The organism is Clostridium sp. UBA7339 (assembly GCF_002470865.1).
In the GTDB taxonomy this organism is placed as follows: domain Bacteria; phylum Bacillota; class Clostridia; order Clostridiales; family Clostridiaceae; genus Clostridium_J; species Clostridium_J sulfidigenes.
The window spans coordinates 119897-132230 of sequence record NZ_DKPI01000003.1; the positions used below are offsets into that span (position 1 = coordinate 119897).

The following is a 12334-nucleotide window of genomic DNA, read 5'->3' on the forward strand; positions in this document are numbered from 1 at the left end:
AAGGTAAGGTGAGTAAAATGAATTATGAAATATTAGCAAATACAATTTTCCCTAACATTGATAAGGAGCCTGAGTATTATATTTCAAAGTATCCCAAGAGAAACCTTAAAGAAGGTGCCAAGGTTACTAGATATGCTCCAAGTCCAACAGGGTTTCAACATATAGGAGGAGTATTTTCTGCATTAATAGATGAAAGAATAGCTACTCAAAGTGAAGGAGTTTTTTATTTAAGAATCGAAGATACAGATCAAAAAAGAGAAGTGGCTGGTGCTATAGAAGATACTATAAATACCATGCATAAGTTTGGGTTAGATTTTACAGAAGGTATGACAGGGGATAATACATCTAAAGGTGAGTATGGTCCTTATAGACAAAGCGAAAGAGAAGAGATATATAAAACTTTTGCTAGAGATCTAATTAAAAAGGGGCTTGCTTATCCATGTTTTTGTACATCAGAAGATCTAGAACAACTGAGAGAAAAACAAATTAGTGAAAAATTAACTCCAGGATATTATGGAGAATATGCAATCTGTAGAAATTTATCTCCAGAAGAAGCTTTAAAAAGAATAGGTGAAGGTGAAAAATATATTATAAGATTAAAATCTCCAGGTAATCCAGAAAACAGAGTTGAGTTTCACGATCTAGTTAAAGGTGATATTTCTTTCCCAGAAAGCAATCAAGATATAGTTATAATTAAATCTGATGGACTTCCAACCTATCATTTTGCTCATGCTATTGATGATGCGCTAATGGGAACTACTACTGTAATTAGGGGAGAAGAATGGTTATCATCTCTTCCAATTCATATTCAACTCTTTGATATTCTTGGATTTGATAGACCTGAATATGCACATACTCCTACAATAATGAAGTTAGATGGAGATTCTAAAAGAAAGTTATCTAAGAGAAAAGATCCCGAAAGTGCAGTAAGTTATTATGATGAAGAAGGATATCCTATGATATCTGTTATAGAATATTTACTTAATATAATAAATTCTACTTTTGAACAGTGGAGAGAAGAAAATCCATCATCTGATTATCATGAATTTAGAGTATATCTAGATAAGATGAGTAAAAGTGGTGCTTTATTTGATATTGTAAAATTAAGTGACGTAAGTAAAAATGTAATTTGCAAGTTAAAGGCTGATGTGGTATATGACTACTATATAAATTGGGCTAAGAATTATGATAAGGAAATGTATGACATAGTAACTAACAATGAATTAATGTGTAAAGAAATATTCAATATTGATAAAGAAGGACCAAAACCTAGAAAGGATTTTGCTAAATGGAATGATGTTAAGGAAAAAATATTCTTCTTTTTTGATGTATTATTTAAGAGTACTGTAGAAGAAATAGAATTTCCTAAGAATATAGATTTACCAGAAGCTAAAAGGGTAATAGAAGCTTATGCTAAGGCATATAATTTTAATACTGATAAGGATACTTGGTTTGAAGAGTTAAAAGTAGTAGCTGTAGAATTAGGGTACGCTACAGATAGAAAAGCCTTTAAGAAAAATCCTGAAAATTACAAAGGTATGGTTTCAGATGTAGCTGGATGTGTAAGAACGGCATTAACTTATAGAAATAATACACCAGACCTTTATACTATTATGCAAATAATGGGGGAAGAAACAGTTAGAAATAGATTTGCTAAATTTTTGAAACTATAATTAGAAATATAGATAAAAATCATCTCTGTAATTTTATAGAGATGATTTTTTATCTATAACTGAAACATACTTATTACCTTCAATATAGTACCTCCAAAGAAAATCTTTTGCCTCTTCAGCGTAATCAATGCCAATCCTTTTAGAATATACAATTTTGAAATCTTTAAAATCGTCAGCATATAAGGATAATTCCTCACTTAATATAGAATGGGTATTTAAAGATTTGTCTATATTAAGGGCTATACATAGTTTTCCAGGACCAGAAGTGAGATTTAATATTTCTCGAGGCTTAAGCTTAGTAAAAGGCTTATTAAATCGGTTTTCACTCATAACTTCAATACCTTCTATTGGTTCAATGGCACGAATTAAGACTCCTTGAGGATCGCCTTCACAACCGGTTACTATATTCATACAGTTATACATTCCATATATTTTATATACGTAGGCTATACCAGCACTTTTAAATAAAGGTTCCGTTCTAGTGGTTTTCTTATAGTTATAGGCATGAGAAGCTTTATCAATTTTTCCCACATAAGCCTCAGTTTCTACAATTCTACCAGTAAGCTTATATCCCATATAATTCCTTACTACTATTTTACCTAAGAGGTCCTCAGCAACTTTTCTTGCATCCCTACGAAAAAAATCAAGGGAAAGGTTTTCAAATTTCATAAATATCCTCCATATTTATTTTACAAATGTAATATTTAATCTTTTATACTATATAGTTTAGGTTAAAATCGCTTAGATTATTTATAATATATCTATATAAAGATAAAATATCTAGTAATTTTCATTTGATTGAATTAAAATTTGAATTAATAATTTAAATCTGTATTATATATATGAAAAAATAAATATTAACTATTTTATGATAGTATAGTTTGAATTTTCAGGGAGGAATTATATATGAAAATTAAAATAGAAACAGTGCTAATTACTGGAGCTTCGTCTGGAATTGGATATGAGTTTAGTAAAATATTTGCTCGAAATGGCTATAACTTAATTTTAGTTGCCAGAAGAATTGAAGTTTTAAAAAGGATTAAAGAGGAGCTATCAAAGATTTATGGAATAGAAGTAATTATAATTGAGAAAGATTTATCTAAATCTCATAGTGGAAATGAGGTTTTTAATGAAATTATAAATTTAGATATAAGGATAGATGTACTAATAAATAATGCTGGTGTAGGTTATTGTGGTCTATTTCATGAAATTAATATGGAAAGTCATCGTTTAGTAATACAAACTAATATGGTTGCTTTAACGGAGCTTACATATTTAATTTCTAATGAAATGATTAAAAATGGGGGTGGAAAAATCCTAAATGTGGCATCTACTGGTGCTTATCAACCAGGACCTTATACTGCAGTATATTATGCATCAAAAGCTTATGTATTATCTTTAACTGAAGCTTTATCAATCGAACTTAAAAAGTATAATATTCAGGTAAGTGGACTTTGTCCAGGAACTACAAAAACAGATTTTCATCAAAGAGCTGGCAAAAGAGAATTAAGAGGAGCTATGTCGCCTAAGTTAGTTGCTGAAATAGTGTATAAAGAATTTATGAAAGGAAGAAGCATAATTATACCTGGGATTAAAAATAAAATTGCTATAGGAATATCTAAGGTTTTACCTAGAAAACTATTGGGAAAAACCGTTGGATTTATCCAAAATTCGGCTATTTTACTTAATAAGTAATATTTTTGTAGGAAATGTATTAATAATAATGTATAATTATATATTATATGGCTTTAATTTCATATAGGGGGGTAAAAATTTGAAAACACAAGATGTATTTTGGGGTATAATCGGAATTCTTATTGTGACTTTAATCATAGTTTCTATATTTAATATAAGAATTAGAAGTTCGATAAGAAGGCTAACTAATGAAATGGAGAAAATTGCTCAAGGTGATTTAACAAAGAAACTAAAGGTAAACAAAATTAAAATAATAAAAGAACTAATAGTTTATTCCAATGACTTTATGATAAAGGTTAGAAGGCTTATAGGAAAATCTACAGAAATTAGTGATAGGATACTTATAAACTGTGATGTCTTAAGTAAAGGTATGAAAAATATGGAGTTACATGTGGTTGAAAATGTAGAATCTATAACCACCATATCGGATGATATGAATAATCAGGTTGATAAAGTTGTATCTGTTAGAAGTGATATAGAAAGTATTGTTTTAAATCATGGGACTATGGTTAGAAATTCTCATAGCGTGGAAAAAACAGCTATGTCAATGATGGAATCTGTAAGTGAAAGCAAGAGTGAGTTTGATAAACTTATTAATAAGATGGAAAAATCACTATGTTTGGAAAAGGAACTCTCTCTTAGGATAAAAGCCTTAGAAATTGGTGCACAAAAAATTCAAGATATATCTGATACTGTAAAAGAAATAAGTGGTACTACAAATTTATTGTCTTTAAATGCATCCATAGAAGCTGCAAGAGCAGGAGAAGCTGGAAGGGGTTTTTCTGTAGTGGCTGAGGAAATAAGAAAGTTGGCAGAAATGTCATCTGTACAAGCAGATGAAATTCAAAAGATAACAGATAATGTTCAAAAAGATATATATGAATTTGGATCTATAATGGAAGAAGATTTATCAGTTATAAAAGAATCTATTTCATACGCTAAGAAAAATAGTAAAAATTTTCAATCTATATCTAGTTCTAGTATGAATACATTAAACTCTATACAAGAAATAAATAAAGCTATTGAGGAGCAAAATGTAAATTTAAGGAATATAGAGCTATCTATAAATAGTATTTCTAATTTTGTTTCTAAAACTACCATTCATGTACAAAATACAGCAGAAAGTTCTAAGGCTCAACTTAAGGTAGTAAAGCGTGTTTCTGATAATATCAAAGAAGTTGTAAATATGAATAAAGATATGAAGCTTATAATATCATCCTTTGCACAAAATTATATTTTAGATGAAGATACTGAAAAATATATAAATAATGCTAAAAATATTTTGAATAGTGTTGCAAAAGAAGGCACAATAATATGTTTAGAAGAAACTAAGTGTAATAAAACATTAAAAGAATTTGTGAAAAAATATCCGTTCTTTTATCTACTATCAGTTATGGATATAAATGGAGATACTAAAGGGATAACCCTTGAGGGAAGCAGGGAAGAGTTATATTGTAATTATTCTCATAGACCATACTTTAAAGAATCCATTAAAGGATTAGTATATAAGTAAGAGCCCTATATATCTTCTGATACTGATGGATATTGTATAGCTCTTTCAGTACCTATAAAGAATAATAGTGGACAAGTGGTAGGTATTGTAATGGGAGATTTAGTATTAGAAAAGAATTAAAATGAAGCTATCTNNAGATAGCTTCATTTTAATTCTTAGTTTTATAAACTTCTAAAGCTCTTGATAATTGATCTGGACAGGAGGTATCTTTTGAACCGCACTGGATTCCTTTTAGTCTTGATATAACTTCATTGATATCCATGCCTTCTACTAAACTAGAAATACCTAGTAGATTACCGTCGCAACCGCCTATAAAGCTTACATTTTTTATTTTATTTTCAACTACGTCAAAGTTAATTTCTTTTGAGCAAACTCCTAAAGTAACATATTTCATTTATTATTTCCTCCTATTCAAACTTACATACTATTTGATAATACTGTAATAAGGTTAATATTTCAATATTAGCAAATGATTATTTTAAAATTGAATAGATGATTTTGCAATAATTAAAAATGTTTAACTAATTATGAAGTTTACTAGCTATTATTTCTTTAACCACAGTAGGAAGCTTTTCTTGTTCTTCTTTAGATAAATTTTTAGTTTCAATAGGAGGATGAATAAATAACTCTACATTAGCAGCCTTAATTCTATTGTTATTAGCTTCCATAAGTTTATAGGAACCATTTATAGTTATAGGTACAATAGGTGCATTAGATTTAGTTGCTAGTTTAAAGCTACCAGCTTTAAATTCACCTAGAGGACCACCCTTACTTCTAGTACCTTCTGGGAATATAACTAGTGAATGACCAGCTTTAATTATTTTTACCCCTTCAATTATAGCAGTAGCAGATTTTCTAAGATTACTTCTATCCATAAATACACAGTGAATATATTGCATCCAGGTTCTAACTATAGGTATTTTTAAAGTTTCAACTTTAGCAATAAAACCTTTTGGTTTATTAATATAACTCATTAATAGTGGAATATCAAAATTTCCTTGATGATTACTAATAAACACTACGGGAATATTAGATGGAATATTATCTTCACCATAAACAGATACTGTTGCTCCGCTATATTTAAGCTGCGACATAGCCCACTTTGAGGTTACTTTATGTATATAAGCTTCCATTTCTTCAGTTTTTCCGTGTTTCTCTAAAGAATTAACTTTATACATTGGTCCAATTTTGGTCAAAAGACTAATGGCAAAATGACCAAACCAAATAATTGTTTTAAACATAATAAATCCTCCATTATAATAACGTATATTAGTAATTATAGTACAGAGTGTTAATTTAATAAAGAATAAAAAACCTCATATTAAGGTAATTGTAAAGTTTTAGTTTATTATTTAGTAAAAGTTTAAACAATTTATATGAAGAAAGTGGTATAATCCAATATAAGATAATATAGAAAGGGTGATATCTATGACTTTAAAAGATATAGACATAAAAAATAAATTTAAAAATCTTGAATTAGAGCAATTAGAAAAACATAATGAAAAATTATCTTCAGCATTAGTTGCTGGTGTAGTTATTGCTGCTATTGGAATTGGATACAAGGTAACTAGAACTATTATGAAGGTAAAAGGTAAAAGGTAAAAAATAGTGTAACTTAGTGTCTATAAAATTTAAATTTAAAGCTTATAGGAAGTGAATTAAATGTATGAGATATTAAAGGAGATGGAAAAAGAATTAATAGATTTAGAATCTATTAATTTAAAGGATTTGAAAGAGGAAAATACAGCAATAATAGTTGTTGATATGGTTAGGGGTTTTTATGATGTAGGACCTTTGGCGTCTTCTAGGGTGAAGAATATAATAAGCCCTTTAGTGAAGCTAAATGATAAAACTACAGGTTATAAAAAAATATTCTTTATAGATTGTCATGAAGAAAACTCTAGTGAGTTTAATGCATATCCACCTCACTGTATAGCTAATACAGTAGAATCACAGTTAATAGAAGAACTAAAGGTCTATACAAAGAATAATAGAATTATAAAGAAGAATAGCACTAATGGATTTCATGCTAAAGAATTTCAACAATGGCTTAAAGAAAATTCTAGCATCAATAACTTTATAGTTACAGGTGTTTGCACAGATATATGTGTAGAAACCTTAGCCATATCCTTAAAAACCTATTTCAATGAATTTAATGAAGAAAAAAGTATAATAGTTCCTATGAACTTAGTAGAAACTTATGATTTAGGAATACATAATGGAGATTTGATGAATTTAATAAGTCTATACAAGATGAAAATAAATGGTATAAATATAGTTAAGTATATAGAATAATAAAAATGAGTGGACAATTCCACTCATTTTTACTTACAAATAAGTATCAAACCATTGAAGAGCTTCAGAAACTATAGCCTCTGTTATATAATGGTTTAGTCTGTCGTAGGTTTTCATATCTACTAAATCTTTATTTTGGTAGTGATCTTTTATTGCATTAAAGAAAGCAATCTCACTTTTAATTGGCACTAAAGCATCCTTATCCCCGTGAAGTAAAAGAAGAGGAGTATTATTAAAATTATTAATATTATTTATAGGGCTATATGAAGATAGTTCATTTAAGCTTTTATCTATATAATCCTTATTATCTTTATACTGATCCCCAATTATTTCTAAAGTCGCTTCGACCCAAGCCCCAGAGCTATTCATAATTACTCCAGCCTTAATGCATTTATTATGAGCAATGATACCAGAAGTAATCATTCCTCCCATGGAATGACCAGATACTCCAATTTTATGTTCATCTATATTGTAGTTAGATTTAATATAATCAAGAATAAAACTGAATTCCTTTACAGAGGATAACACCGTTGGCCAAAACTTAGTTAATCCACTTTCACCTTGCCAATAATCTATGGTTCCACGCTCACCATGATTTATTGAATCAGGTATAACCACCATATATCCATTGCAAGCTAAGAAACTCCCTAGGTTTTTATGAACATCCTTATTAGAACTCCAGCCATGATAAAAGAATATTACAGGAAGTTTTTCAGTAAAATTTTTAGGATATATTATTAGAGTAGATATATTTTCAATATATACTTTTTTAAAATTGATTAAATTATTAATCCACATTGTCTTACCTCCTTTAAGATTCCCCAATTATATTATACATAAATTATTATAATTTTAAAAGATAATTACCATTACTATTGAATAGGCTAATATTAAAAATTAAAGAAAACAGACCATATTGAATTGATAAAATATGATCTGCTTTTCTTTAAAATAAATATAACTAAATATTAGAAATTATTTTAGAATATGAAGTGAGCAATAATTGAAATTATAGGAAGAGTTATTAAAGTTCTTTCTATAAATATTATGAACAATTCTTTTATATTAACAGGTATTTTAGAACCTAGCAATAAAGCTCCAACTTCGGAAAGATATATAAGCTGGGTTATAGATGTTGCAGCTATAATAAATCTTGTCATATCACTTTGAATTCCACCTGACATTATAGATGGTAATAGCATGTCTGCGAATCCAGCTACTAATGTGCTAGAAGCTGTTGCAGCTTCTGGAATTTGAAGAAGTTTTAAAATTGGTATAAAGGGTAAACCAAGAATTTGAAATAATGGTGTATATTCTGCTAACATTAGTGCTATAGTTCCTACAGCCATAACTACAGGGATTACTCCAAACCACATATCTACAACATTTAATGTTCCTTTAGTAAATACATCTTTTTTTAAGGATGAAGATTTAGCTTTATCTATAGCTTTTTCTAACCCGAATTTAAAAGGCGTATACCCTTCAGGAAGAAGGTCTTCCATAGATTTATTTGTATTATTATAGTATATATCCTTTTTCATTGATAGTGGAGGTAATTTAGGTACTAATATTGCAGCTACTAAACCAGCAAAGGTAACTGATAGATAGAAGGGTAAAAACATATGACTAAGCCCAACGGTATCAATTACAACTATGCTAAAGGTTATTGAAACTAAAGAGAAGGTTGTACCAATTACACAGGCCTCTCTTTCAGTATAATACCCATCAACATATTGTTTACTTGTTAAAAGAACACCAATAGTACCATCTCCAAGCCAAGAAGCAATACAATCTATTGCAGCTGAACCAGGAAGATTAAAAATTGGTCTCATTATTTTTACTAGGAGGGAGCCTACAAATTCTAAAAGTCCGAAATTAAGAAGAAGAGGTAGAAATAATCCAGCAAATAAAAATACTGAAAAGAGTATAGGAAGTAAATCAGATAAAATCATTCCTCCTGTATTTTCTGACCAAATTGCTTTAGGACCTATTTGAAACATTGTACATATTATGAATATTCCACCTAAGACTCTGATAATAAACCAAATATTATTTACATTGAAAAGAGAATTTAAAAAATTATTTTTAACAATAAATTTAGGCTTTAATGCTTTAGTTACTATTGTAAAAAATGCGGTTACAACTATTATTGTTGTTATTATGTATGGAAGTGATTGGCCAAGAGCTTCTTGAACATAGGTTGATAAGGTTGCAACAGGTATAACTACTTCTTCTCCTTTGGTAATTGGGATCATAAATAAGAAGATACCTAAAGAAGAGAATATAAGAAATTTAATTACAGCTAATATATATGAATAATCTTTATTATTTGCTGAAATAGACACTTTATTGCTTTTGCTTTCCATTTATATGCATCCTTTCTGTAACGAATTTATGTATAATTATACATAAATTTTCCCTATAATGCAACATAATTATACATAAATATTGTATTTAACTTTAAAAAAATATAATGTTTTTCAAGGAAATGTAAAAATATATAGATATTTGTACTATGACATTTGATTGATAATATATTATTTTTAAACTGAACTTACATAAGAGAGTTATATGAAAAGTTATTTACTAATTTATTTTTAGTTATAGGAATTAATAATTATTAATGAGTTAACTGCATAAAAATAATAAGTGTAAGTAATAATTATACTTATTATTACTACTTACACTTATCTAAAGGTAAATACTTAGTTAGGGTTATATTGAAAGGTAGCACATAAGGTTTCTTCACTAGTAGATGAGGTATAACCAGAAATATCAATAGAGTTCGCAGTGCATTTGAGTTTTTTATTATAAATACATTGTTCTGCATTACAATTTACATTAGAATAAGGAGTATTTATACTTATAGAGTTTGTTAATGCACTTGATTTGTTTATAAAGTTTTCACAATTTGTACCATCAGGTTGATAGGTATTGGAACCCCCAATGGTTATCTGATTTAAATTACAGTAGTTGGAATTATTATGTATACAGTTGTGAACTGAACATTGAAGTAAAACCATTTTATCTCCTCCGAAAATAATTTTACTTTAGTATACCTAATTATTCTATTTTTTATACAAAATCATAAACTTCTTAAAATCTTCCTCACTAAGAAACATATCTCCAATGCTACCGTGTTTAGTATCATCCTTAGAAATTCCATGAAAATCAGAACCACAAGTTATTATCATATCCCTTGATTTAGCTAAGGATATAAATTCATCGGTTTCTCTTTTAAAGTTTTGATAATACAGTGCCTCAATACCATGAAAATCATAATTTAATATATTTTTAATAGGTGTTTTTTTAATAAGTTTAGGATGTGCTAGAATTACAATGCAATTATACTTTTTAAGAAGTTCAATTCCTTCTGGTATGGATATATGTTTATTAGGAACATAGGCAGGGCTATCATTTCCTATAAATTTGTCAAAAATATGTTGAAAATCAAAGGGGTATCCAGCATTTACTATGGCTTGTGCTATGTGGGGTCTAGCTATAACACCATTACCAATTTTTAAAACATCATCTACATTTATTTTAATGTTAAAGTATTTATCTAGATTTTTAACTATAGATGAGGCTCTAGTTTCCCTGTTTCTCTTTAAATTATTAAGAAATTTAATTAAGGTTTCATCTTTATAATCATTTCCTTTAAAATATCCTAAGATATGTATGCTTTCTCCATTGTGATTACAGCTTAACTCTATTCCAGGAATAAAATTAAGGGAAATTTCATTAGCTTTATTTAAAGCTTCGCTAATACCTTCAGTGGTATCGTGATCTGTTATAGATAAAAGTTCAACATTTTTATTTTTAGCCATTTCAACTACTTGAGAAGGGGAGAACCTCCCATCAGATGCAGTTGTATGACAGTGAAACTCTGCTATAATATTCATAAATATCTCCTTCCTTTGTATAGTAAATAGATATAATAATATAGATTTATTATATCTTAAGTGTAGTATTATTTATACTATATAAGTTGAAAGAAAATTCTATAGATATTACTCTATTACATCATAAAAATAATTGTCATAATTGAAATAAAGTTATATAATAAAGTCACAATGAAAAATACTTAATAAATTTAAAGGAGATAAAAATGAAAGGTGAAACAAGAAAAAGAATTGCAACATTAGATAATAGAATAAATACTACAAAGCTTGTAAAATTATATATCCTACATTATTTAATATATGAAAATAATGAGGAATATGGATTGGAAATAGTGAATTATATAAATAAAAACTTTACTAAAGTTTCTAATGGGTTGGTGTATCCACTTCTTAGAGATTTGGAGGAAAATTTATATCTTACAGCTAAATGGGAAGATTTTGATAGAAAAAATAAACGTTTATATAAAATTACCGATGAAGGTATAGAACACTATAAAAAAATAAAGGTAGATTATTTTCATGCCATAGAATATAATATTTCTATTTATAATAATGTTTTAAATCAAATTTATAAGAAACAATAGACAAGTTTTATAGCATTATTCAAAGATGGCTCATTCCTATTATTAATCACATATGTAATATTAAAGAATATTATATATGAAGAGATTAATTAATGGGAGGATTTTAATTATGTATAAGATAACCTTAGACCCTGGACATGGTGGAAGCGATCCAGGAGGCGTTTATGGTGATCTAATAGAAAAAGACATTACACTAACTATAGCTATAGAATGTGAGAAAGAGCTACTTAGACATGGGATAAAAGTTCAAATGACAAGAGATGCTGATAAATATCTAGGACTTTCTCAAAGAACTACTATGGCAAATAATAATATGTCAGATTATTTTATTTCTATCCATTGTAATGTAGGTGGAGGAGATAGAGGTGAAATAATTTATTCTATATATAATGGTAAAGGGTTGGAGCTTACAAAAAAAATTTGTAATGAAATTATGAATATTGGTCAGAATCAAGTTAAAATTTATAATCGAATGAATAAAAGTGGAAGAGATTATTTTCCTTTAATAAGAGACACTATTATGGATGCAATTATTATCAAGTGTGCTTTTATAGATAATGAAGAAGATAATAAGATAATTAGTACTATTGAAAATCAAAAGAAATTTGGAAAAGCTATAGCGAAAGGTATTCTTTCTCAACTAGATATTGAGTGTACTGACATGGATTAATT

Annotated in this window: 14 protein-coding genes; 7 read left to right on the forward strand and 7 right to left on the reverse strand. The window is 28.0% G+C overall.

Annotation, left to right across the window (positions count from 1 at the left end):
- The first annotated feature begins 17 nt into the window (after positions 1-17).
- Entirely contained in the window at positions 18-1673 is a 1656-nt protein-coding gene (gene gltX, locus B2S02_RS00830; RefSeq protein WP_346848074.1) for a glutamate--tRNA ligase, read from the forward strand.
- Positions 1674-1706: 33 nt separating this feature from the next.
- Here the strand turns inward: gltX and B2S02_RS00835 are convergent, their stop codons facing one another.
- On the reverse strand, positions 1707-2342 hold the full coding sequence (locus B2S02_RS00835; protein WP_346848075.1) for a DNA-3-methyladenine glycosylase: 636 nt from the start codon (positions 2340-2342) through the stop codon (positions 1707-1709).
- 237 nt (positions 2343-2579) lie between these two features.
- Between B2S02_RS00835 and B2S02_RS00840 the strand changes: the two genes are divergently transcribed.
- Both B2S02_RS00840 and B2S02_RS00845 read left to right on the forward strand, forming a co-directional pair.
- Entirely contained in the window at positions 2580-3368 is a 789-nt protein-coding gene (locus B2S02_RS00840; protein WP_346920140.1) for an SDR family oxidoreductase, read from the forward strand.
- Positions 3369-3447: 79 nt separating this feature from the next.
- The gene (locus B2S02_RS00845; RefSeq protein ID WP_346920141.1) at positions 3448-4881 is read left to right on the forward strand and encodes a methyl-accepting chemotaxis protein; all 1434 of its coding nucleotides are present in this window, start codon (positions 3448-3450) and stop codon (positions 4879-4881) included.
- Between the two features lie 148 nt (positions 4882-5029).
- Here B2S02_RS00845 and B2S02_RS00850 read toward each other — a convergent pair whose 3' ends face one another.
- Both B2S02_RS00850 and B2S02_RS00855 read right to left on the reverse strand, forming a co-directional pair.
- Entirely contained in the window at positions 5030-5275 is a 246-nt protein-coding gene (locus B2S02_RS00850) for a TIGR03905 family TSCPD domain-containing protein (protein ID WP_346848078.1), read from the reverse strand.
- Positions 5276-5402: 127 nt separating this feature from the next.
- Entirely contained in the window at positions 5403-6122 is a 720-nt protein-coding gene (locus tag B2S02_RS00855; RefSeq protein ID WP_346848079.1) for a lysophospholipid acyltransferase family protein, read from the reverse strand.
- 187 nt (positions 6123-6309) lie between these two features.
- On the opposite strand from B2S02_RS00855, the gene B2S02_RS00860 reads away from it, so the two are divergent.
- Positions 6310-6483, forward strand: a complete 174-nt coding sequence (locus B2S02_RS00860) for a hypothetical protein (protein ID WP_346880256.1) — start codon at positions 6310-6312, stop codon at positions 6481-6483.
- Positions 6484-6543: 60 nt separating this feature from the next.
- Complete coding sequence (locus B2S02_RS00865; RefSeq protein WP_346848080.1) at positions 6544-7176, forward strand: isochorismatase family cysteine hydrolase; 633 nt, start codon at positions 6544-6546, stop codon at positions 7174-7176.
- A gap of 33 nt (positions 7177-7209) precedes the next feature.
- On the opposite strand, the gene B2S02_RS00870 is transcribed toward B2S02_RS00865, so the two are convergent.
- The 4 genes from B2S02_RS00870 to B2S02_RS00885 all read right to left on the reverse strand — a co-directional run bounded on the left by B2S02_RS00870 (position 7210) and on the right by B2S02_RS00885 (position 11078).
- Entirely contained in the window at positions 7210-7974 is a 765-nt protein-coding gene (locus tag B2S02_RS00870) for an alpha/beta hydrolase family protein (protein ID WP_346920142.1), read from the reverse strand.
- Between the two features lie 182 nt (positions 7975-8156).
- Positions 8157-9521: a YjiH family protein gene (locus B2S02_RS00875; RefSeq protein WP_414632884.1), complete on the reverse strand. Its 1365-nt coding sequence runs from the start codon at positions 9519-9521 to the stop codon at positions 8157-8159.
- A 360-nt stretch (positions 9522-9881) separates the two neighbouring features.
- The gene (locus tag B2S02_RS00880) at positions 9882-10199 is read right to left on the reverse strand and encodes a DUF1540 domain-containing protein (RefSeq protein WP_346848083.1); all 318 of its coding nucleotides are present in this window, start codon (positions 10197-10199) and stop codon (positions 9882-9884) included.
- A gap of 45 nt (positions 10200-10244) precedes the next feature.
- A complete protein-coding gene (locus B2S02_RS00885) occupies positions 10245-11078 on the reverse strand; it encodes a PHP domain-containing protein (RefSeq protein ID WP_346848084.1) in 834 nt (277 codons plus the stop codon).
- Between the two features lie 206 nt (positions 11079-11284).
- Here B2S02_RS00885 and B2S02_RS00890 point away from each other — a divergent pair, with 206 nt between their 5' ends.
- Together B2S02_RS00890 and B2S02_RS00895 are read left to right on the forward strand one after the other, a co-directional pair.
- Positions 11285-11662, forward strand: coding sequence for a PadR family transcriptional regulator (locus B2S02_RS00890; protein WP_346848085.1), 378 nt, complete (start codon positions 11285-11287; stop codon positions 11660-11662).
- 109 nt (positions 11663-11771) lie between these two features.
- Positions 11772-12332, forward strand: a complete 561-nt coding sequence (locus B2S02_RS00895) for an N-acetylmuramoyl-L-alanine amidase (protein WP_346848086.1) — start codon at positions 11772-11774, stop codon at positions 12330-12332.
- The last annotated feature ends 2 nt before the right edge of the window (positions 12333-12334 follow it).